At 69.7% G+C, this 21725-nt stretch carries 19 protein-coding genes; 7 read left to right on the plus strand and 12 right to left on the minus strand.

Annotation, left to right across the window (positions count from 1 at the left end):
* Positions 1-370 (plus strand): hypothetical protein (locus FV560_RS20260; RefSeq protein ID WP_235019907.1); only part of this gene is annotated, 370 nt, incomplete at its 5' end.
* A 248-nt stretch (positions 371-618) separates the two neighbouring features.
* On the opposite strand, the gene mnmA is transcribed toward FV560_RS20260, so the two are convergent.
* The 3 genes from mnmA to FV560_RS03515 all read right to left on the minus strand — a co-directional run bounded on the left by mnmA (position 619) and on the right by FV560_RS03515 (position 3707).
* Complete coding sequence (gene mnmA, locus FV560_RS03505; protein WP_159620197.1) at positions 619-1734, minus strand: tRNA 2-thiouridine(34) synthase MnmA; 1116 nt, start codon at positions 1732-1734, stop codon at positions 619-621.
* Complete coding sequence (locus tag FV560_RS03510; protein WP_159619442.1) at positions 1734-2915, minus strand: cysteine desulfurase family protein; 1182 nt, start codon at positions 2913-2915, stop codon at positions 1734-1736. The genes mnmA and FV560_RS03510 overlap by 1 nt, the downstream gene beginning before the upstream one ends.
* Before the next feature lie 63 nt (positions 2916-2978).
* Entirely contained in the window at positions 2979-3707 is a 729-nt protein-coding gene (locus FV560_RS03515; RefSeq protein ID WP_159619444.1) for a hypothetical protein, read from the minus strand.
* Positions 3708-3716: 9 nt separating this feature from the next.
* On the opposite strand from FV560_RS03515, the gene FV560_RS03520 reads away from it, so the two are divergent.
* Positions 3717-5135 (plus strand): outer membrane protein assembly factor BamB family protein, encoded by a 1419-nt coding sequence (locus tag FV560_RS03520; RefSeq protein WP_235019908.1) that lies wholly within the window; start codon positions 3717-3719, stop codon positions 5133-5135.
* On the opposite strand, the gene FV560_RS03525 is transcribed toward FV560_RS03520, so the two are convergent.
* Both FV560_RS03525 and FV560_RS03530 read right to left on the minus strand, forming a co-directional pair.
* Positions 5132-6091 carry an electron transfer flavoprotein subunit alpha/FixB family protein gene (locus FV560_RS03525; RefSeq protein WP_159619448.1) on the minus strand — a complete coding sequence of 320 codons (960 nt, stop codon included), beginning with the start codon at positions 6089-6091 and terminating at the stop codon, positions 5132-5134. The two genes, FV560_RS03520 and FV560_RS03525, sit on opposite strands and share 4 nt — an antisense overlap.
* Positions 6091-6846 carry an electron transfer flavoprotein subunit beta/FixA family protein gene (locus FV560_RS03530; RefSeq protein ID WP_338049689.1) on the minus strand — a complete coding sequence of 252 codons (756 nt, stop codon included), beginning with the start codon at positions 6844-6846 and terminating at the stop codon, positions 6091-6093. The genes FV560_RS03525 and FV560_RS03530 overlap by 1 nt, the downstream gene beginning before the upstream one ends.
* 79 nt (positions 6847-6925) lie before the next feature.
* On the opposite strand from FV560_RS03530, the gene glgX reads away from it, so the two are divergent.
* Positions 6926-9022, plus strand: coding sequence for a glycogen debranching protein GlgX (glgX, locus tag FV560_RS03535; RefSeq protein ID WP_420853344.1), 2097 nt, complete (start codon positions 6926-6928; stop codon positions 9020-9022).
* On the opposite strand, the gene FV560_RS03540 is transcribed toward glgX, so the two are convergent.
* The 7 genes from FV560_RS03540 to FV560_RS03570 are packed head-to-tail and all read right to left on the minus strand — an operon-like array spanning position 9019 to position 17172.
* Positions 9019-9708 (minus strand): AroM family protein, encoded by a 690-nt coding sequence (locus FV560_RS03540; RefSeq protein ID WP_159619452.1) that lies wholly within the window; start codon positions 9706-9708, stop codon positions 9019-9021. The two genes, glgX and FV560_RS03540, sit on opposite strands and share 4 nt — an antisense overlap.
* A complete protein-coding gene (locus FV560_RS03545) occupies positions 9705-11438 on the minus strand; it encodes an ABC transporter ATP-binding protein (RefSeq protein WP_159619454.1) in 1734 nt (577 codons plus the stop codon). Before FV560_RS03545 ends, FV560_RS03540 begins: the two co-directional genes overlap by 4 nt.
* Positions 11431-12381: a DUF1177 domain-containing protein gene (locus tag FV560_RS03550; protein ID WP_159619456.1), complete on the minus strand. Its 951-nt coding sequence runs from the start codon at positions 12379-12381 to the stop codon at positions 11431-11433. Before FV560_RS03550 ends, FV560_RS03545 begins: the two co-directional genes overlap by 8 nt.
* A complete protein-coding gene (locus FV560_RS03555; RefSeq protein ID WP_159619458.1) occupies positions 12363-13697 on the minus strand; it encodes a M20 family metallopeptidase in 1335 nt (444 codons plus the stop codon). The genes FV560_RS03550 and FV560_RS03555 overlap by 19 nt, the downstream gene beginning before the upstream one ends.
* Positions 13694-15268, minus strand: coding sequence for an ABC transporter substrate-binding protein (locus tag FV560_RS03560; RefSeq protein WP_159619460.1), 1575 nt, complete (start codon positions 15266-15268; stop codon positions 13694-13696). Before FV560_RS03560 ends, FV560_RS03555 begins: the two co-directional genes overlap by 4 nt.
* Positions 15269-15302: 34 nt before the next feature.
* A complete protein-coding gene (locus FV560_RS03565; protein WP_159619462.1) occupies positions 15303-16172 on the minus strand; it encodes an ABC transporter permease in 870 nt (289 codons plus the stop codon).
* Positions 16165-17172 carry an ABC transporter permease gene (locus FV560_RS03570; protein ID WP_200837524.1) on the minus strand — a complete coding sequence of 336 codons (1008 nt, stop codon included), beginning with the start codon at positions 17170-17172 and terminating at the stop codon, positions 16165-16167. Before FV560_RS03570 ends, FV560_RS03565 begins: the two co-directional genes overlap by 8 nt.
* Before the next feature lie 177 nt (positions 17173-17349).
* Between FV560_RS03570 and FV560_RS03575 the strand changes: the two genes are divergently transcribed.
* The 4 genes from FV560_RS03575 to trpS are packed head-to-tail and all read left to right on the plus strand — an operon-like array spanning position 17350 to position 21710.
* A complete protein-coding gene (locus tag FV560_RS03575; RefSeq protein WP_159619464.1) occupies positions 17350-18183 on the plus strand; it encodes an IclR family transcriptional regulator in 834 nt (277 codons plus the stop codon).
* Complete coding sequence (pepE, locus tag FV560_RS03580; protein WP_159619466.1) at positions 18180-18887, plus strand: dipeptidase PepE; 708 nt, start codon at positions 18180-18182, stop codon at positions 18885-18887. Before FV560_RS03575 ends, pepE begins: the two co-directional genes overlap by 4 nt.
* 38 nt (positions 18888-18925) lie before the next feature.
* Positions 18926-20560, plus strand: coding sequence for an FAD-binding dehydrogenase (locus FV560_RS03585; RefSeq protein ID WP_159619468.1), 1635 nt, complete (start codon positions 18926-18928; stop codon positions 20558-20560).
* A gap of 58 nt (positions 20561-20618) precedes the next feature.
* Positions 20619-21710, plus strand: a complete 1092-nt coding sequence (gene trpS, locus FV560_RS03590) for a tryptophan--tRNA ligase (protein WP_159620203.1) — start codon at positions 20619-20621, stop codon at positions 21708-21710.
* Positions 21711-21725 lie beyond the last annotated feature (15 nt).

Raw genomic sequence — 21725 nt, forward strand, 5'->3', positions numbered from 1 at the left:
TGAGCTGCTCTGCCCGGGGATGTATTACTGGACCGGGCCTGATCGGGTGGCGTATCTGGTGGCCCCGGCGGGCACATTCGTCCTCCCCGGTGTCATCAGTACCCCGGGTCAGCCGATCATCAAGACCCGCCGCGTCGCGATCGCTTCGATGCGAGCCAACGCCCGGGCCATGCCTACCCGCCGCCACCAGGTGCGACCAACGGCAGGACAGCCGCCTCCCCGCACCAGTCCCGGCACCGGTTCTGGCACCGATCCAGGTCTTGATGCTGAGCCGCCCGTGAGCAACGCTGGCGTGCCCGCCAGCCCTGGCACGACGTCGAGGCCCATCGACACCGACAGTTCCAATAGCACCGACCCACCACCCTTCTGACCACCCCGCCCCGAACCCCGCCGACAGCCCGTCGACGGGGACCGCGGCATGTCCACGAGCCAGAAGAGCCCCGCCGTCGGGGCGCCATGTGAGGCATGTGCACGCGTGGGCGCACGCCTGGCGTGGCACAACCTCGTTGCTTTGTCTCTCGCGGCGCGCGCGCTACCTCCGGACCAAGGCCTGTGCGCATGGCGACACCGCCGGACACGGCCACACCACAGAGGATGAACAAGCCAACCGGCCCGGCACTACACCCGGCTCAGCGCTGCCCCACGCCCCGCCTTCACGATGTTGCCCTGCCCAAGCACCCGCGACCCTTGATAGACCACGATCGACTGTCCAGGTGCGATCCCCCGCAGCGGCGACCCGAGCTCAGTCAGCAGTTCACCATCCCGCAGCATCACCCGCGAGTCCACGGGCTCCCCATGCGCCCGGACCTGCACGCTCACCTCGGTCCACTCCTGTGCCGGCACGTCATCGGCCAACCAGACCACTTCACCGGCCGAGATCTCGGTCACCGAGAGCAACTCGCTGGGCCCGACGACCACCCGGTTCGCGGCAGGGTCCACCTCCAGCACGTACCGGGGCTTGCCATCGGCAGCCGGCCGGTTCAAGCCGAGCCCGCGCCGCTGCCCCACTGTGTACGCGTACGCCCCATCATGCTCGCCGACAACCGCACCGTCGGCGTCCACCACCTCACCGGGAGCCGCGCCCAACCGGTCACGCAGGAAACCCTGGGTGTCGCCGTCGGCCACGAAGCAGATGTCGTAGGAGTCCGGCTTCGCCGAGACGCTCAGACCCCGCTCGGCAGCCTCGGCCCGCACCTGGTCCTTGCTCGCCACCTCACCCAGCGGGAACATCGCCCGCGCCAACCGCTCCGCCCCCATCACGGCCAGCACATACGACTGGTCCTTCTCCGGATCACCGGCGCGGTGCAGCTCACGCCGCACCCCGCCGCCCTGAGGAACGTCCACGATCCGCGCGTAATGCCCCGTCGCCACGGCATCGAAACCGAGCGCCAGCCCGCGATCAAGCAGCGCGTCAAACTTGATGTGCTGGTTGCACCGCACACACGGGTTCGGCGTGCGACCGGCCGCGTACTCGGAGAGGAAGTCCGCGACCACCGTGTCCTCGAACTCCTCCGAGAGATCCCACACGTAGTACGGGATGCCCAGCACATCCGCGGCCCGCCGGGCGTCGGAGGCATCCTCGATCGAGCAGCACCCGCGCGATCCGTTGCGGTGCTGAGCCCGCGAGCGCGAGAGCGCCATGTGCACTCCCACCACGTCGTGCCCGGCATCGACCGCCCGGGCCGCCGCGACCGCCGAGTCCACTCCTCCGGAAAGTGCCGCCAGTACCCGCATCACACACCCACCTTCACATCACGCTTCTTCCGAGGCCGATAGGCCGCCCGCGCCTGCTCGACCGCCCGCGGCAGCACCCCAAGCAACGTATCCACATCCCGCTCACTCGAGGTCCACCCCAGGGTGAGGCGAAGACCGGAGCGGGCTGCGCCGTCGTCGGCCCCCATGGCAGCCAGCACGTGCGACGGCTGCTGCACCCCCGCCTGGCATGCCGACCCCGACGACGCGCACACCCCCGCCGCATCGAGTGCGAACAACAACGCGTCGGCATCGGCGCCATCCACCCGCACATGCAGGTTGCCCGGCAGCCGGCCCGCCCCCTCGGGCCCGCTCAGGTGCACGTCCGGGATCGCGCGCATCCCCGCCAGCATCCGGTCACGCAAGCCTGCCAGGCGCACCGCTTCGCTCTCCCGGACGGACACCGCCTCGCGCAGCGCGACAGCGAACGCTCTGATCGCCGGCACGGGGATCGTCCCGGACCGCACCGACCGCTCCTGCCCTCCCCCGTGCAGCACCGGCGTCAGGCCCAGCTCGCGGCGGGCGAGCAACGCTCCGATCCCGATCGGTGCACCAAGCTTGTGGCCGGAGACGGTCAACGCATCGACGCCGCTGCCGGCGAAGTCCAGCGGCACCTGACCCACAGCCTGCACGGCATCAGAGTGCGTCGGCACGCCCGCCCTGCGCGCTACCTCGACCACCTGCTCGATCGGCTGCAGCGTGCCGACCTCGTTGTTGGCCCACATCACCGACACCACCGCGGTCTGCTCCGTCACTGCGGCCGCGAACGCGTCCAGGTCGAGCCGACCAGCCTCGTCCACGCCCACCTCGATGAGGTCCGCCCGCTCGTGGGCGGCAAGCCACTGCGCGCTCTCCTGCACAGCAGGATGCTCGACGGCGGAGGTCACCATCCCCCGTCGCGTATCCGTGGCGCGGGCACGCCAGATGCCCTGAACGGCGAGATTGTCGGCCTCCGTGCCGCCGGCGGTGAAGATCACTTCAGTCGGGTGGGCGCCCAGGTCGGCGGCGATCGACTCCCGCGACTCCTCCACGAGGCGCCGCGCGGCGCGGCCGGCGGCGTGTAGGGAGGAGGGGTTGCCCACCTGTTCCAGCGCCTCGGCGTACGCGGCCGCCGCCCCCGGTCGAACCGGGGTCGTCGCCGCGTGGTCGAGGTAGGTCGTCACAGCGTTCCAGTCTACGTTCGCCCCATCAGGTGCCGACCGGCACTGGGGGTAGACCTGCTCACATCAACGAGCCTGATCGTGCGCTGCCTCGATGCGCACATCGTGACCATCACCACGGCGCGGACCGTCGAGCTCCCGGGTGGAGACGCAGATCCCGGTGACCGAGTCCAGGCGCACTTCGAACCGTGTCGCGTATCCGCCCTCGCGGCGCGGCTCGTCCGGGCGGAGGTACTCCTCTGCAGCCACCGCGCAGTCCAGGAGCGGGCAGCAGGAGCAGCGGGGGTCGTAGTCCGCGGTCGGTCGCAGGACTGCCTCCCAGGCGGGACGCCCGTGGTGGGTGACCTCCCGGACTGACTCGATGACGGTGCCGTCCGCCAGTTCACGGGGGTCCAGCATGGCGACCCAGTGATAGTTGACGTACATCGGCACATCGTGGTCGTACTCGTCTCCGAAACGCTCGGCCACCAGACCGTCGTCAGCGAACCGCGGCTCCGGAGCGCTCGGAACGGAAGGTGTCAATGGCTGACGCATCTCCGGAGGCAGCGGCGACCATCCCACCAGTGGTGCGATCGATGGCCCGACTGATGATGGCTCTGGCCGTGGCGGAGGCTCCTCCTCCAGCATTCGCCCCTGCAGATCCTCCACCCGCATCCGCGCCGGTCGCTCGATCCACGCCCGTACCGGCTCCCCTGCATGCGGGCCGCGCCACGAGGCCGTGAACGCCACACGCTGCCACAGCCACGGGCTCGAGCGCGCGAGGCGGCGAAACCTCTCCTCGCTCACCCCACCCATCCAGGCAGTATGCCGGACACCTCCTGGCCCCGATACGGTGACCATGTGCATGAGGAAGGCAAGAGCAAGGCCCGTCGCCACCATCGTGCCCTCCTGACCGTCGGGGCCGCCGTCGGTGTCTTCCTCGTGATCGCGCTCGTGCTGGCACGGATCCTGATGGCCGGAGCAAGTGACAGCGCAAGCGAGGACAGGCCCGGCTCCACCACACCACCCCAGCTGGACACGGCGTGGGTCATCACCCCGTCCGAGGCGGCCGGCACCGACGCCGTGGGTGAGTTCATCCTCGGCACTGACAACGCCTTCACCGGCCCGCCCTTCATCACCACCGACGAGGCCTGGGTAGCGCTCGCCGGCCCGGAAGACGCCCGGCGGGCGAGCGTCGTGCTCGGGATCGACCCGCAGACCGGTACCACGATGTGGCAGCACGACCTGCCGTCGGGGCTCTGCGGGGCCGAAGCGGTCAACGGCGCCGTGGGGTGCGTGTACCGCTCCGACGACGGCTGGGCGGTCCTGGTGATCGATGCCGCCACCGGGGAGATCACCGGGGAAGGACCGGCGACGGCGATCGCGTCCGTCCGCACGGTCAGCTTCAGCGAGACGGGGCTACTCATCGTCGGGGAGGGGCGGCGAATCGCGTTGACCATGGTCGGCCCCGACGGGAGCCTCATCTGGCAGGAGAAGTTTGCCGACATCGCCGGCAGCGAGCGCCTGTTCGACACCTTCCTGCAGGAGCAGATGAACGGCGAGGACAACGCCGAACCGGCGATGGAGCGCCCCCGCTGGCGGGCGCTGACCGGCCCGCACGTGCTGCTCTGGTCCACCCCGGGCGCGGCCGTCATCAATACCGAGACCGGCGACGTCCTCGCGCACGAGTGCCGTCGGGCCACGGCCAGCGAGGACCACTACTACTGCGCCACCGACGACGGAATCGTGCGGCACGAGCTGGACGGGTCGCCGTCGTGGACCCTGCCCCACCTGGACCTGGTCAGCCCACCCGACACCACACCGGCCCGCCCGGTGGCCGTGGACGCGCAGAATAAGGTCGTAGCGGTCGACTGGGACTCACCGCAGGCGCAAGGACCGGTGATCGCACTCGAGCTTCGCGCCGACGACTTCCGCCTTCCACCGCTCGCGGGAGGCACACCCGAGCATTACACGGTTCAGGGCGAGAACACCCTCGTCGCGCTGGAGACCACCAGCGACACCATCAGGTGGCAACTGGACATCTCCCCATACTCCGGATCGGACGTCCTGGCCGTCGGTGACCTCCTGGTGATCGACTCCTCACCGATGCTGGGCGTCGATGCCAACACCGGCGAGGTGCTGTGGGAGCGCACCACCTTCATCGGCCTCTACCTGCACGTCATCGAGGACGAGACGCTCGCCACCCTGGGGTTCGACGAACTCGCCCGGTTCGAGTTGCCCTAGGACTGCGCCCGATGCTCGCGGATCGCCTCGGCAGCATCGGTGAGCACGGAGGCCAGGTCCCCCACGACGGCGAAGTCGGCCATCTCCACGAGCGGCGCCTCCGCGTCGATATTCACCGCGACGATGGTCTGCGAGGCCGACATCCCGCCGATGTGGTGCGGCGCCCCGGAGATCCCGGCGCCGAGGTACAGCCGCGGCGCCACCGTCACCCCCGTCTGCCCGACCTGCGCATCGTGCGGCAGCCACCCCTCGTCCACGCAGTCACGCGTGGTGCCCACTGCCGCCCCGAGCACGTCCGCCAGCTCGTGCACCGGGTCGAAATCGCCGAAGGTGCCACGCCCCGCGGCCACCACGATGGCCGCCTCGGCCAGAGGTGGACGCGCACTGTCGCTGTCGTGCACCTCCCGGCTCACCAGTTCCAGCCCCGCCGGCACCTGCGCGGTCACGGTCAGGGCGCCGGTGACCACGTCGACCGGAGTCTGAACCGGCTCGGCCTGCACGGCGTTCGGGCGCACCGTGGCCACACCCCGATCGGTGGTGACCGCGCAAGAGGTGTCCCACGTGCCCCCGAAGGCGCGTTTGGAGCCCGCCAGGTGTCCCTCGTGCAGCCGCAGATCCCCCACATCGACGAGCAGCCCTGCCCGCAGGTGATGCGCGGTGTGCGCGGCGATCTCCTTGGTGCCGAATGTGGAGGTGAGCAGCACCGCCGTCGCGTCCAGCTGCGTGGCCGCATCTGCCAGCGCCTGCCCGACGGCGGCCGGTGCGTCCATCGCGACGCCACCGGTCTCCAGGTGGACCAGCCGGGTGACCCCATAGCGCCCCAGGGTCTGCACGGCTTCGCTGCCGAGCGGCGCGGGTGCCACGGCGACGACGTCGCCCACCTGCCGGGCGAGCGTCACGGCCTCGAGGACACCTTCTCGAGGATCGCCGTCGAGGTAGACCACTGCCGTTGCCATCAGATCAACCCTTCGGAGATGAGGTAGTCGGCGAGTTTGCGCCCACCCTGCCCGTCGTCGTCGGTCACGAGTTCTGGGCCGGCTCTGTCCGGCCGGCGGCTCGCCTCGAGCACCTGGGTGCGGGAGACGACGTCGGCGGCGGCGAGCCCGAGGTCAGCGAGCGAGACGGTGGCGACCTCCTTGGAGCGGGCCGCGAGGATCTCCTTCATCTTCGGCAGCCGTGGGCTGTTCGCCACATCCGTCACCGAGATCACGGCCGGCAACGGGGCACGCCACGTCTCCGTGGCGCCGGCCACATCGCGCTTGATCGTCACGACCCCATCTGCGGAGGACACCTCATGGGCCACCGTCATCTGCGGAAGGCCCAATTCGGCGGCCAGGAGTGAGGGCACCACAGCGCCGAGCCCATCCAGTGCCGCCATCCCGGTCACGACGGCGTCCACCTCACCGATCGAGCGCACGGCGGCTGCGAGCGCCGTGGTCGTGGCGGCGTAGTCGGCACCGACCAGCGCGTCGTCGATCACGTGCAGGCCGCGGTCTGCACCCATCTGCAGGGCACGGCGGACCGCGTCGACCGCTGGCGCAGGGCCGACGGTCACGGCGATCACTTCAGCCTCGGAGGCTCCCTCGCCCAAGGCCAGTGCAGCCTCGACGGCGTTCTCGTCCACCTCGTTCAGCGTGCCGTCCTCGGTGGAACGCACGGCGCGCCCCTCCGAGAAGGCCCGCGCGGACTCCAACTCGGGTACATGCTTCACGCACACTACGATTCGCATACGCCCAGCCTGCCACTCCCGGCAGCCGGAGCCGCAATTTCCCCCGACCGTGGACCACATCGTGACCATCTCCCCCGCCCCTGTGCTCGAGACCGCCGCACGCGCGTCCGACACAGCCCGCCGGTGCGCCGTCGAGCCGGACCGGTTCGGCGTGCATCTTCGAGCCGAGGGCGTCGAGGCGATGGTCCACGCGCCCCGGGCCGTCGCCGTCGACCTGTGCCTGCTCGACCCGGGAGCTGACGGCACCTGGCAGGAGCGGCGGGTGCGGCTGCACCGCGCTCGGTGGGGGCGCTGGGCGGGTTTCGTCCCCGGAGTGCGGGCCGGTCAGGCGTACGGATTGCGGGTGCACGGTCCGTGGGAACCGACCCACGGGCTCTGGCACAACTCCGACACGCTGCTGCTGGACCCCTACGCCCGAGGTATCGCTGACGGGATCGGCGTGGTGGTGGACGACGCCTTCGACGGCGACCCGGCACAGCACCCGCGGATCCCCTGGGAGACGACCGTGGTGTACGAGGCACACGTGCGCGGTCTGACCCAGCGCCTGCCCGGTGTGCCGGAGCACCTGCGCGGCACCTACGCAGGCCTGGCGCACCCCGAGACCGTGGCGTACCTCAAGGACCTGGGGGTGACCGCCGTCGAGCTGCTGCCGATCCACGCGAAGGCGAGCGAACCGGCCCTCACCCAGCGCGGGATGAGCAACTACTGGGGGTACAACACGCTCGGGTTCTTCGCCCCCGAGCCCTCCTACGCAACAGCGGCCGCACAAGAGGCGGGACCGGCGGCCGTGCTGGACGAGGTCAAGGGCATGGTCTCGCTGCTGCACGAGGCGGGGCTCGAGGTGATCCTCGACGTCGTCTACAACCACACCTGCGAGGGTGGTCTCGACGGACCGCTGCTGTCCTGGCGCGGACTGGACGGTGCCGGCTACTACCTGCACCAGGGCATCACCCACACCGCCTACCTGGACGTGACCGGGACCGGGAACTCCCTCGACTTCCGCAACCCGGTCGTGGTGCGGATGGCGCTGGACTCGCTGCGGTACTGGTCGCAGGTGGTGGGCGTGGACGGCTTCCGCTTCGACCTGGCCGTCACTCTGGCGCGGCGCGGGGAGCGTTTCAAGCCCGATCACCCCTTCCTGGTGGCGCTGAGCACCGACCCCGAGCTGTCACCGCTGAAGCTGATCGCCGAACCGTGGGACGTCGGCCCCGACGGGTGGCGCACCGGTCAGTTCCCGGCCCCGATGGCCGAGTGGAACGATCAGTTCCGGGACGCGATCCGGACGTTCTGGATCGCCGACGCCGCCGCCACGGTGCACGGGAACAGCGGGCACGACCTGCGCGATCTGGCCACCCGCCTGGCCGGATCGGCTGACATGTTCGCTCACGAACCTCCGCCGGACGGGCGCGGACCGGGCGCCTCGATCAACTACGTCACCGCCCACGACGGGTTCACCCTCGCCGATCTCGTGGCCTACGACCACAAGCACAACGAAGCCAACGGCGAGGACAACCAGGACGGCAGCAACCACAACATCTCGTGGAACCACGGGGTCGAGGGCGAGACGGATGACCCGGAGATCCTCGCCCACCGGCGCCGCACCATGCGCAACGTGCTCGGCACCCTGCTGCTGGCCTCGGGTACCCCGATGCTCACCGCCGGGGACGAGCTGGGGCGCACCCAGCACGGCAACAACAACGCCTACTGCCTCGACGACGAGACCGTCTGGGTGGACTGGCACCTGGCGCCCTGGCAGGAGGACCTGCTCGCCACCACCCGCCACCTGCTGGCGCTGCGGCGTCAGCACCCGGCACTGCGCCCAGGCCGGTTCGAGGTCCCCGATCCCGTGCACCCGGCGCTGGCGTGGTACGACGAGCACGGGGCGTCGATGACGGTCGAGCGCTGGCACGACGTGCACCGCCGGGTGCTGCAGATGTACCGGCGCCCGCAGCTGCCTGAGCAGGGCTCGGACGCGCTGGTGGTGATCAACGGCGCTGCCAACCCGGTGCGGGTGACCCTCACCAGCGCCGGAGCCGATCAGTTCCGGCTGGTATGGGACTCGGCGCGGAAGACGCCGCCGCCAGATGCCGAGATGGCCGACGCGGGCACCACGGTGACGATGCCGGAACTGAGCATGCGGGTGTACCTGAGCTGCTAGGACGAGGCGCGGACGGCCTCGACGGCCAGACCGGCGGCCAGACTGCGGGCCAGGAGCACCCGGATCCCCTCCGGGGCCGCGCGGCGCATCGCCTCGGAGTAGCCGATGCAGTCCAGGAATACCCAGTCCGCCCCGGCGGACCGGTGCCGCTCGATCGCAGCGGCGACATCGGCGACCGACCCGGTGTAGGGGTCGGCATCGGCGACGAGCACGTCGCGCCCGAGCACGTGAGCCCAGCGTTCGGCCGCGGCGCGGGTCTGCGTCGGCAGCGGAGAGACCACCCCGAGCCTCGGGCCGTCGGGCCCACGTCCCACCAGGCCGGCGACACCGGCGTGGGCGAGCGACTCGGCGTGCAGCACCGGCACCTCAGCCTCCAGGTGCCCGAGGTCGCCGGTGCACAGCACGAGCACGACCGAGGCACCGTCGTCGACGCATCGGTTCACGGCCGCACGCAGGTGCGGCATCAGCCGGGCGTGGGTGAGGACGGCGGAGGTGCCGTCAGCGAGCCGGCTGGTCAGCACCGGCTCCTGGGGCCCGGGCGCCAGGCCGGCGATCGTCTCCCGGTCGAGCCCGTCCAGGGCGCCGTGCTCGGTGTAGGGAACGGTGAGGGCGGCAGCAATGTCAGGGATCAGGTCGACTCGCGGCGACTGGCCGATGGTCACCAGGCCGAGCGTGCCCACGGTCATCCCGCGGCCGCGATCCCGCGCTCGACGATCTCGCGCCGCTGGCTGCGGTTGTGCCGCTGGGCCGGGTCGGTGACGGGGACCGCCGCCAGCAACGCCCGGGTATAGGGGTGCCGGGCGCGGGTGAAGATCTCCGTTGTGTTGCCCTGCTCAACCACCTGGCCGTGGCTCATCACCACCACGTGGTCGGCCATCATCTCCACCACCGACAGGTCGTGGGAGATGAACACATAGGTCAGTCCGAGCCGCTCCTGCAGGTCCTTCATGAGCTCGAGCACCTGCGCCTGCACGGAGACGTCGAGCGCGGAGACCGGTTCGTCGCACACCACGAGATCGGGGTCGAGCATGAGGGCGCGGGCGATCCCGATGCGCTGACGCTGCCCACCGGAGAACTCGTGCGGGAAACGGTCGGCATGGTCGGGTTCGAGACCGACGAGGGTAAGGACCTCGGCGATCCGCTCCTCGATCTGCACCGACGTCATGTCCGTGTGCAGCCGCAGCGGCTCGGCGAGCGTCCGGCCGATCAGCCAACGGGGGTCGAGTGAGGCGTAGGTGTCCTGGAAGACGATCTGCATCCGGGCACGCATCTGCCGCATCCGTGCCTCGTCCAGGCTCAGCAGATCCTGACCGTCGAACCTCACCGCACCGGACGTGGGTTCGTGCAGGCGAAGCAGCGCCCGCCCGGTGGTCGACTTGCCCGAACCGGACTCCCCCACGATGGCCACAGTCGTGCCCCGGGGGACGGCGAAGCTCACCCCGCGCACGGCCTGCACCGGTTCGGAGCGGCGCCCGCCGATGCGCTGGCCGGGGAAGGTCTTGACCAGGTCGCGCACCTCGAGCAGGGGCGGGGCGTCCTCGGGAGACGGCTGGCTCTCCTTCGGTTCGGGGGTCTCGGCAGGTGCGGCGCTGTCGTCGAGGTCCAGGGCGTCCGCCACTCGGCTCCGGCCTTCCGGCATGAAGCTCAGCAGTCGCTTGGTGTACTCGGCCTGTGGCCGGTCGAACAGGTCCTGCACGGCCGCCGTCTCCTGGATCGTCCCGCCGTACATCACCGCCACGTCGTCACAGGTCTGGGCAACGACGCCGAGGTCGTGGGTGATGAGCAATACCGAGGTGCCGTGCTCGGCCTGCAGGTCCAGGATGAGGTCGAGGATCTGCAGCTGGGTGGTGACGTCGAGCGCCGTGGTGGGTTCGTCGGCGATCAGCAGCGCGGGCTCGCAGGACATCGCCATCGCGATCATCGCGCGCTGGCGCATCCCGCCGGAGAGCTGGTGTGGGTAGCTGTCGAGCATCCGCGCGCTCTGGCGGATCCCGACCATGTCGAGCAGTTCGCGTGACCTGTCCCGTGCCGCGCGCCGCCCCAGCCGCATGTGCCGCCGCAACGGCTCGGCCATCTGGTTGCCGATGGTGAACACGGGGTTCAGCGCAGTCATCGGCTCCTGGAAGATCGTGGCGACCTGCCCACCGCGCACCCCGCGCAGCTGCCGTTCACTGAGGGAGGTCAGGTCCCGGCCCTCCAGCAGGATGCGGCCGGAGGTCACGTGGACGCTGCGGCGTGGCAGCAGGCGGGTGATACTCATCGCCGTCACCGACTTCCCGCTGCCGGACTCCCCCACCAGCCCGAGCGATCCCCCGCGCGGGATGCGCAGGTTCACACCCTGGACGGCATCCAGCGGGCCCCGGGAGGTGTCGATCCGGACCGACAGGTCCTCCACGACGAGGAGATCGTCATGCATGGCTGACGCCCAGCGTCTGCAGATGTTCGGCGGTGCCGTAAAGCCGGGTCAGATCGGCGAAGGCTGCCTCGTCGTGAAAGCGGAGCGTGCCGGCACCGTAGCCCTTCGCGACCTCGATGCTGAAGCGGGCAGCGAGTGCGATGTCGGTCTCGTGGCTGGCGCCGGTCGCGCAGCCGGCCACGGGGGTGACCGTCGTCAGTGCCACGCCCACCACCGGCCCGGTCGCCACCACGGCCGGCTGCAGGATGGAGTTGATGTGGTCCAGGCCGTTGCCGTAGGGGGTGATGTCCTGGGTGGAGAGCGCGAACACCGCGGCAGGCTCACCGGAGACGGTCTCCAGTACCGAGATCAGGTCCGGGCTGACCGGGAGGATGTACCCCTGCCGCACAGTCGGGGAGATCGCGACACCGCGGTGGTTGATGACGCGGTTGCCCTTGGTGGTGTCGATGGAGAGGATCGCCTCCATCTCCGGCTTGACCTCCTGAGTGTTCATCGTGTGCACATCCACCGGGGAGGACATGAAGGGCACCGGGTCGTGCGGCTGGGTCGGCGCCCATGCGCACACATGGGTGGAGACGATCACATCGCCGGGCAGCCGGTCGCCGCGGGTGTGCATCGTCAGCAGCCGGGCTGCCGTCGAGAGTGCGGCGGTCGCTCCGTCACCGTCGGAGACGTACCCGATCAGCTCCGGCCGCGCCCCCACCCCGCCGAGGCGTCCGACCACACCGAGCGTGGGCGCCTCGCCACCGCTGAGACGCCCATCGGTGCCGGGGATGGTGACGGTGATGAAGTCCGTGGACCCCTCGTCCCCACTCACCCGCTCGACCTCGATGCGGCAGCCGGAGTCGGCGGGGGTGAGGGTGCGCAGGTGCGCGGCAAGCGTCTCACCGTCGGCGCTGGGGCTGTCCAGCAGGTCGAGGATGGTCAGGACGTCCTTGAGCAATGGTCTTCCTTCTCGTTCGTTCGGACCCCGAGGTAGCGCAGGGTGGTGAGCGCATAGGTCTTGGCAGCGAGGATCACCGACTCGACCGGGGCGCATTCGTCGAACCCGTGAATCGTGGCCAGTTCGGCGGGCCCGTACTGCAGCACCGGGATGCCGTGGCTGCGGAAGGTCCGGGCGTCCGAGGATGCCCACTGCAGCACCCCGGCGGTCTCCGGGTCCCCGGAGAGCTCAGCGAGTGCGTCGACCAGCGTGGCGACCACCGGATCGTCCGGAAGTGTCCAGTTCGGTTCACTGCGGAAGCCGATCTCCTCGATCTCGGCCTCCACGCCCGCCTCGGCCAGGAGTCGCTCGGTCTCGGCCCGCACTTGGGCGCGGGACAGGCCGATCGGCACCCGGGTGTCGACCTCCACCACGCAGGAGTCCGCGACGACGTTCGTGGACGAGCCGCCGTGGACGGTCCCGATGTTGACGGTGACGTGCTCGAAGACCGCGGAGATGCCGTCCTGGTAGCCCTCGCGCTCCTCCGCGAACCGCTTGGAGGACTCGATGAGGTCGCGTACCTCGGCCGGCGCGTCCGGGGTCATCTCCCACAGTCCCTGCAGGGCCAGGATCGCCCGCGCGGCGAGAAGGTTGGCGTTCTGCCCGTGCAGCGGCTGCAGGCTGCCGTGACCCGGCTTGCCGGAGATCGTCAGCCGGAACCAGTTGCTGCCCTTCTGACCGATCGTGGGGTGCGTACGCTCGGCGGGCTCGGCGATCACCGCCCCGGTGGCGCCGTCCAGGTGCCCGTTCTCGAGCAGCCAGTGCGCCCCGAGCGGTCCGCCGGTCTCCTCGTCCGCCACCGAGGCCAGGGAGAGCGTGCCGGCCAGCGGCACGCCGAGGCGGTGCAGCAGCACCGTTGTGAACAGCGTGCCGGCGAGGCCGGCTTTCATATCACTCGCCCCGCGGCCCCGGAGGTAACCGTCGACGACGTCCCCTGCGAACGGAGGGAACGTCCAGCGGGAAGTGTCCCCCACCGGGACGACGTCATGGTGACCGGCGAGCGCGAGGTGACGGGGCCCGGCCGAGGTGGGCTGCGCCGTCGTGGGTGGGGTGATCCGGGACAGGACGTTCAGGCGCCCCTCGCCCGCATCCAGCACCTCGACCTCGAGCCCGGCCTCGCGCAGGTAGGCGGCGACGAACTCGGCCACCTCGGTGCAGTCACCCGGCGGGTTCTCGCTCGGGATGCGGATGAGGTCTCCGGCCAGGGCGAGCAGGTCGTCGCTGGTGCGGTCGATCTCGTCGAGGACGATCTGCTCCCACTGCGTGAGGCTGGTCATGAGCGGCTCATCTGGAAGAAGCGGATGATGCCGTCCGGGTAGGAGGTGTACCCCTCCACGCCGTCGCGGTGGGCCACCACGATGTTGTACTCGTACAGGTAGGCCCAGGGCGCCTCGGTGGTGATGATCTCCTGCATCTGCCCATACAGGTCCGCGCGCACGTCCGCATCGGGCTCGGTGGCGGCCTGCTCCCAGAGCGCGTTGACCTCGTCGTTGTCGTAGTTGACGTAGTTGCTGGTGCCCTCGGCGGTCAGCAGCAGTCCCAGGTGGTAGCCGGGGTCGTTGACGAACGAGGTCCAGCGGCTGATGTAGGACTGCACCTCACCGGTGGCGAGTGCGTCCAGGAACTGCGGGCGGGCCATGTTCTCGATGTTCATGGTCACGCCGATCTCGGCGAGCTCTGCCTGGATGAGGACGGCGTCGTCGGCCCAGTCCTGGAAGCCGGAGCCGAGGGTGAAGTCGAACTCGAAACCGTCCGGATATCCTGCCTCGGCGAGCAGTTCGCGTGCGGTATCCAGGTCGTGGGAGTACTCATACCCGGCGTCGGTCCAGCCCGGGGTGGAGCTGGCCACCGAGGAGGTCATCGGCGAGGCCTGGCCCATCATCACGTCACTGATCAAGTTCTCGTACGGGATCGCGTAGGAGATCGCCTGCCGCACGAGTGGGTCGTCGAACGGCTCGATCGCGGTGTTCATGCCGAAGTACAGGATCTTGTTGCTGGCGCGGGAGTCGATGGTGACGCCGTCGACCGCAGCGAGGGACTCGACATCCTTCGGCGGCACCTCGAGGGCGACGTCCACCTCGCCGTTCTGCAGCAGCTGCACCCGGTTGGAGGCCTCACCGATGAACTTCATGGTCACCTGTCGCAGCGCCGGGGCCTCGCCCCAGTAGTCGTCGTTGCGGGTCAGGACAGCCTCGCTGGCCGGATCCCAGGAGTCGACCGTGTACGGGCCGGATCCGGCGGTGTTGGCGGCGAGCCAGTCGGTCCCGCCGTTCTCCTCCACCAGGTCCATGTTGATGATGGAGAAGGAGTACATGGGCAGGATCTGCAGGAACAGGTGGTTCGGTGCGGTCAGGTCGATCTGCACCGTGTACTCGTCGAGGGCCTGGACATCCTCGATCCCGGCCATGCCGTAGAGGAACGCAGCGTTGGAGGAGGACGCGATGTAGTCGAAGGTGGCGTCGACATCCTCAGCGGTCAGATCGCTGCCGTCCTGGAAGGTCACGCCCTCACGCAGGTGGAAGGTGTAGCGGGTGTCCCCCTCGGAGACGTCCCAGCTCTCCGCCAGCATCGGCTCGATCTGTGAGGTGTCGGCCTCGTACTGACCATCGACCTCGGTGCGCGCGTACGTGACCAACTGGTCATAGGCGGCGAGCACGAAGGTGTCGGAGGTGACGTCGCTGGCGATGGCCGGGTCGAGCGTCGTACCGCCCTCGGAGTAGGCGACCGTGAGAGTGTCGGTAGCCTCCTCGCCACCGGCGGCGCCGCCATCGTCGGAGTTGGCGTTGGCTCCACAGGCGCTGAGCACCAGTGCGGACCCGAGGGCCAGTGTGACTGCCTGACGTTTCATGGGTTGCTCCATTTCAGGTGAGGGGGCGAAGCGTCTAGCGGCTCGTGCGCAGGCGCGGGTCGAGCACGTCCCGCAGTCCGTCGCCGAGCAGGTTGAAACCGAGGATCGAGGTGGCGATCGCGATGCCGGGGAAGGTGGTCATCCACCACTCGCCGCTGATGATGTAGCCGCGTCCGTCGGAGATCATCACGCCCCACTCGGCCAGGGGTGGCTGGGCTCCGAGGCCGATGAAGCTCAGAGACGCGGCGGTGAGGATGGCATAGCCCATCCCGAGAGTGGCGCGCACGAGGATCGGGGCGAAGGCGTTCGGCACCACATGCCGGGCGAAGATCGTCATCCGTGGCAGTCCGATCGCGTGACCGGCATCGACGAAGTCGCGTTCGCGCAGCGACACCGTCTGGCTGTACATGATGCGGGCGAACTCGGGGATACCGACGATGCCGACGGCGACCATGGCGCTGGTCATCCCGGCGCCCAGGCTCGCCGCGATCGCCATCGCCAGCACGAGCGGTGGGAAGGCCAGCAGCACATCCATCACCCGCATCACGACATTGCCGAAGCGACCACCCAGGAACCCGGCGAGGCCGCCCAGAGGCACCCCGATCACGAGTGAGATGCCGACAGCGAGCAGACCGGTCCAGAGCGAGACCCGACCGCCGGCCAGCACCCGGGTGAGAATGTCCCGCCCGAAGTTGTCCGTGCCGAACAGGTGGTCTGCTCCTGGCGGGCTGAGCAGGGGGCCGGCACCCGTCTCGGCCGCACCATAGGGACTGAGCGGCACCACCAGCGCCCCGAGGGTCCACAGGGCGACGAACACAAGACCGACGACGGCGATCCGGTTGCGCAGCAGCAGTCGCCAGGCGGTCGTGGGGCGCGTACGGGCGAGGGTCGTCGGCTCAGGCATGGGTCGTCCTCGGGTCGAGCACGCCGTTGAACAGGTCCACGAGCAGGTTCACCACGAGGTAGACGACGGCAGCGAGCAGGGTGAACGCCTGCACCGGCGCGTAGTCGGTGGCCAGCACGGCGTCGGTGACATAGGAGCCCAGTCCCGGCCAGGTGAAGATGGTCTCGGTGATGACGGCTCCCCCGAGCAACTGGCCGAACTGCAGGCCGACCACGGTCATCGTGACGGGGGCGGCGTTCTTCAGCGCGTGCTTGCCGATCACTGTCAACGGTGGCAAGCCCTTCGACCGGGCCGTGCGGATGTAGTCCTGGTCGATGACCTCGAGCATCGCCGAGCGAGTCATCCGGGCGATGATCGCGGTGCTGCCGGTGGCCAGCACCATGGCCGGCCAGATCAGGTGTGCCAACGAGGAACGCAGGGCCGCGAGATCGCCCGTGAGGAGCGAGTCGACAACGTACAGGCCAGTGATCGAGGTCGGCGGGTTGAGCCCGGAATCGATACGACCCAGTGGTGCCGGCTGCCATCCGAGCTGTCCGTAGAACAGGTAGATGACCATCAGTCCGAGCCAGAACAGCGGCATCGAGGCTCCCACGAGCGAGAGCACGCGACTGACGTGATCGATCGGGCGGTCGCGCCGCGTGGCGCTGATGATGCCGATGGGGACCCCGATCAGCAGGGCCAGGACCAGCGCCGCGAGGGACAGCTCGATGGTGGCCGGCAAGCGCGTGGCGAACTCCTCGACGACGGTGCGGCCGGTGTGCCACGAGAAGCCGAGATCTCCCCGCAGGAGGTCGCCGACGTAGCGGAAGAACTGCTCCCAGATCGGGCGGTCGAGGCCCATCTCCCGGCGCACCTGCTCCACCACACTGGGAGCCGCCTGCTCACCGGCGAACGTGCGGGCCGGGTCACCGGGAAGCACCCGGGTGATGAGGAAGATGCACACGATCACACCCAGCAGTGCGGGGATCATCGCGGCGATCCGACGGGCGATGTACGGCACGTGGTCGCACCTCCCATCTCACTTCTCGGGCTCAGCGTCCGGCTCTCGGTCACTGCGTGGAAGTGAGCGTCCAACCGATCGGTCACTTTGTGCAACCTCATCTCACTATTTGCGCTACGACCTCATTCTGTGACATGGCCGCTGCTACGGTGAGTCGACGACGACAGGAAGGACACGATGGACGCCACGCCCTCGGATCGGCGGCGCTCTCCGCTGCAGACGGTGGACCGGGCCCTGCAGGTCCTGCTCTCCTACTCCGAGCGTCGCACCCAGTGGTCCGTGACCGAGCTGGCCGAGGAGTTCTCGCTCGACAAGTCCACCGCCCAGCGCCTCCTCGCGGCCCTGGCTGCACGCGGCTTCCTGCGCGTCGAGGCCGACACCCGGCGTTACACGCTCGGCCCGACGATGTGGCGGATGGCACAGCTGTGGGAGCGGACCGGAGGGCTCGCGCGCCTCGCGGATCCGGTGGTGCTCCGGCTCGCCGAAGACACCGGCGCCGCCGCGGCCTTCGCGATCCCGGACGGCACACACGTTCGCTGTGTCGCCGCCGCCGACGGGTCCGACGGGCCGCTGCGCAGCTCAGCGCTGGTCGGTGACCTCTACCCGGCGCACGCCGGTGCGACCGCACGTGCGTACTTCGCGTTCATCGGCCGGGCCGAGCGTCGCGCCCTGTTGTGGGGCCGCCCGATGGGCCGATTCACCGACCGGACCGAGGTCGATGTACTCGCCCTGGAAGAGAAATTCGCCGAAACCGAACTGCTCGGCTATGCCACCTCCGAGGGCGAGTACGACGAGAACACCCGCGCACTCGCCGTCCCGGTGATGCTGGGCAGACGAGCGGTCGGATCGCTGACCCTGGGTCAATCGATCGTCGAGCACCCAACCTCCACTCTCACCGACCACCTCTCCCGGCTCCTGACCGCGAGCCTGGAGCTCACGGACCTGCTCGGGCAGAACAGCGCCGCCCAACGCAGGCGACGCCCGCACACCACCCGAAGGGGATCCCGATGACACTGCTCCTGCTGTCGAACTCCACCGCGCCGGGCCGTGGCTATCTCGAGCATGCGATCGAGGAGATCCATGACGTTGCCGGCGCCGCGCGGCAGATCCTCTTCGTCCCGTTCGCCCTCGCCGACCATGCCGCCTACACCGCGCAGGTCGCGGCAGCGCTCGAGCCCTCCGGCTTCACGGTCACCGGTCTGCACGAAGCGAGGGATGAGGCTGCCGCCCTGGCCTCGGCGGAGATGATCTTCATCGGCGGCGGGAACACGTTCCGGCTGGTCGACGCGTTGCACCGGCGCGGCCTGGTCGAGCCCATCCGCTCCGCCGTCACGGGCGGTACGCCCTATCTGGGATCGAGTGCCGGCACGAATGTGGCCTGCCCCAGCCTGCGCACCACGAACGACATGCCGATCCTCGAGCCGCCCTCGTTCGAGGCCCTCGGGCTCATCCCGTTCCAGATCAACCCGCACTACCTGGACCCCGACCCGGATTCCACCCACCAGGGCGAGACCCGCGCGCTGCGGATCACTCAGTATCTCGAGGAGAATCCCGGACCGGTACTCGGACTGCGGGAAGGGACCTGGCTACGCCGCGAGGGTGATGTGCTGACGCTCGGTGGCACGCCCGCGGGCGCACGGCTGTTCTCCCGCGAGGCAGCACCGGAGGAAGTCGCCTCCGGTGCTGATCTGAGCCAGCTGCTCGGCTCGTCCTGACGCCTGACTCCGTCAGCCTGGACCGGTAGGGTGCGGGCATGACTGACACCGACGTCATCGTCGTCGGCGCCGGCCTCGCCGGGCTGGTCACCGCCACAGAGCTGACCAGGCGGGGCGAACGAGTGCTGCTCCTGGACGCCGAACCGGCCCGCTCCATGGGAGGGCAGGCGCACTGGAGCTTCGGCGGACTGTTCCTGGTGAACTCCCCGGAGCAACGCCGCCTCGGCGTGCGTGACAGCGCCGATCTCGCCTTCGCCGACTGGCTCGGAGCCGCCGGCTTCACGCCCGGTGCCGAGCGCGGCGAGGGTCCGGATGCGACCGGCTACTCCTGGGCGCAGATGTATGTGGAGTTCGCCTCGGGCCCGATGCGGTCCTGGCTGCACGAGATGGGGATGCGCTGGTTCCCGCTGGTGCAGTGGGCCGAACGCGGCGAGAACTCCGTCCCGCGATTCCACGTGACCTGGGGCACCGGGCCGGGCGTGCTCGCGCCGTTCATGGCGGAAGCGCGTGAGGCGCGTGAGGAGGGCCTGCTCGAGGTTCGATTCCGGCACCGGGTCACCTCGCTCGTGCTGACCGACGGGGCGGTGACCGGGGTGCGGGCCGACGTCCTGGCACCCTCCTCGGCTTATCGCGGTGAGCGGACCTCGCGCGAGGTGATCGAGACCGTCGAACTCACGGCTGGTGCCGTGGTGCTGGCCACCGGCGGCAACGGCGCCGACCACGACGCGGTCCGCGCAACCTGGCCCGCCGACGCGGGCCAGCTACCCGATGTACTGCTCTCCGGGGTACCGGACGCGACTGACGGCAGCGGCCTGGACGTCGCCCGTGCGGCCGGAGCGGCCACGGTGCACTCGCACCGGATGTGGCATTACCCCGAAGGCATCGAGATGCAGAACCCGGTGTGGAGCCATCACGGCGTGCGGATCCTGCCCGGCCCCAGCTCGTTGTGGCTCGACTCCGCTGGTCAGCGACTGCCAGCGCCCCTCTTCCCGGGGTTCGACGCCCTCGGCGCCCTGCAGCACCTGACCCGCCACGGTCACCAGCACAGCTGGTTCGTGCTCAACAAGGCCGTCATGGAGACCGAGTTCGCTCTCTCCGGCTCCGACCAGAATCCCGACCTGACGGGTAAGGACCTTCGTCTACTGAGCCAGCGGGTGCTGCCCGGCTCCGTGGGGCCGGTGGCCCACTTCGCCGAGCACTCCCCCGACTTCGTCTGGGGAGACAACGCTGCCGACCTCGCCGAGGGCATGAACGCCCTGACCGGCGACGACGCGATCGACGCGGTGGACCTGGCGCGCCTCATCGACGCCCGCGACGCCCAGATCAGTACCGGACTGGGCAAGGACCCCCAGGTGATGGCCATCCGTCACGCCCGGCGCTACGTGGTCGACAAGCGGATGCGGGTGGCGACCCCACGTCCACTCACACACGCGAAGGACGGGCCGTTGCTCGCCGTCCGGCTGCGGGTGCTCACCCGTAAGAGCCTCGGTGGGATGCACACCGACACCCAGGCGAGAGTGCTGCGAGGGGACGGCACCGTGCTGCCGGGACTCTACGCCGTCGGGGAGGCAGCAGGCTTCGGCGGCGGAGGGGTGCACGGGCACCGGGCGCTGGAGGGAACCTTCCTCGGCGGGTGCCTGCTCACCGGGAAAGTGGCCGGCGGGGCGATCTGAGGCCCCGTGATCATAGGATGTGCGGGTGAGTTCCGACGTCTCCCCCGCCCCTGACACGCTGACCGAATCCGACGAGCTGAGCACGGAGGCGACCGCCGACCGGTCCCTGGCCACCGCCGTGGCGCGCAGCGCCGAGATCGAGGCCACGCTGACCACCGACCCCTCCGGGTTCCGGGTACTCACCGGGGACAGGCCCACCGGCCGGCTCCACCTGGGCCACTACCTCGGTACGTTGCGCAACCGCGTGCGGCTGCAGAACCTCGGCGTGGAGACAATGCTGCTGGTGGCCGACTACCAGGTGATCACCGACCGCGACGACGCCGGCCCGATCGCCGAGCGGGTGCGGGACCTGGTGACCGACTACCTCGCGATCGGGATCGACCCGGCGCAGACGACGATCTTCGCGCACTCCGCGGTGCCGGCCCTGAACCAGCTGATGCTTCCGTTCCTCTCCCTCGTCACGGACTCCGAGCTGCGCCGCAACCCGACGGTGAAGGCCGAGTTCGAGGCCAGTGGCGGGCGGCCGATGAGCGGGTTGCTGCTCACCTACCCGGTGCACCAGGCCGCCGACATCCTGTTCTGCAAGGGGAACCTGGTGCCGGTGGGCAAGGACCAGTTGCCGCACCTGGAGCTCACCCGCGTAGTCGCACGCCGCTTCAACGAGCGCTACGCAGGTGGGGAATCGATCTTCCCGTCACCCGATGCGCTACTGACGCAGGCCACGAACGTGCTCGGTGTGGACGGGCAGAAGATGTCCAAGTCGCGGCGCAACACCATCGAGCTGGCGATGACCGAGGACGAGACCGCCAAGCAGCTCAAGCGTGCGGTCACCGACTCGGACCGGTTCATCACCTACGACCCGGACGGGCGCCCGGAGGTCTCGAACTTGCTGCTCATCGCAGGAGAGATGACCGGCCGCGACCCCGTGGAGATCGCCGCCGAGATCGGCGACGGCGGTGGCGGCGGGCTGAAGAAGCTGGTCACCGAATCGGTCAACGAGCACCTGCGCCCGATCCGCGAGCGCCGGCGCGAACTGGAGGCCGACCCCAGTGCCGTGGACGAGGTGCTGCGCCAGGGCAACGAGCGGGCGAATCAGATCGCAGACACCACGCTCGACGAGGTGCGCCGGGCGATGCAGATGGTGTACTGACCTGACCCGCTTCCT

Source organism: Ruania rhizosphaerae (assembly GCF_009805705.1).
In the GTDB taxonomy this organism is placed as follows: domain Bacteria; phylum Actinomycetota; class Actinomycetes; order Actinomycetales; family Beutenbergiaceae; genus Ruania; species Ruania rhizosphaerae.

Coding starts and splice junctions, on each gene's coding strand:
- FV560_RS03575 (WP_159619464.1), top strand. CDS start 17,350: ATGGACGCCACGCCCTCGGATCGGCGGCGCTCTCCGCTGCAGACGGTG.
- FV560_RS03585 (WP_159619468.1), top strand. CDS start 18,926: ATGACTGACACCGACGTCATCGTCGTCGGCGCCGGCCTCGCCGGGCTG.
- FV560_RS03515 (WP_159619444.1), bottom strand. CDS start 3,707: ATGGGTGGGGTGAGCGAGGAGAGGTTTCGCCGCCTCGCGCGCTCGAGC.
- FV560_RS03555 (WP_159619458.1), bottom strand. CDS start 13,697: ATGACCAGCCTCACGCAGTGGGAGCAGATCGTCCTCGACGAGATCGAC.
- FV560_RS03520 (WP_235019908.1), top strand. CDS start 3,717: ATGCCGGACACCTCCTGGCCCCGATACGGTGACCATGTGCATGAGGAA.
- FV560_RS03540 (WP_159619452.1), bottom strand. CDS start 9,708: ATGACCGTGGGCACGCTCGGCCTGGTGACCATCGGCCAGTCGCCGCGA.
- FV560_RS03560 (WP_159619460.1), bottom strand. CDS start 15,268: ATGAAACGTCAGGCAGTCACACTGGCCCTCGGGTCCGCACTGGTGCTC.
- FV560_RS03565 (WP_159619462.1), bottom strand. CDS start 16,172: ATGCCTGAGCCGACGACCCTCGCCCGTACGCGCCCCACGACCGCCTGG.
- mnmA (WP_159620197.1), bottom strand. CDS start 1,734: ATGCGGGTACTGGCGGCACTTTCCGGAGGAGTGGACTCGGCGGTCGCG.
- pepE (WP_159619466.1), top strand. CDS start 18,180: ATGACACTGCTCCTGCTGTCGAACTCCACCGCGCCGGGCCGTGGCTAT.
- FV560_RS03525 (WP_159619448.1), bottom strand. CDS start 6,091: ATGGCAACGGCAGTGGTCTACCTCGACGGCGATCCTCGAGAAGGTGTC.
- FV560_RS03545 (WP_159619454.1), bottom strand. CDS start 11,438: ATGCATGACGATCTCCTCGTCGTGGAGGACCTGTCGGTCCGGATCGAC.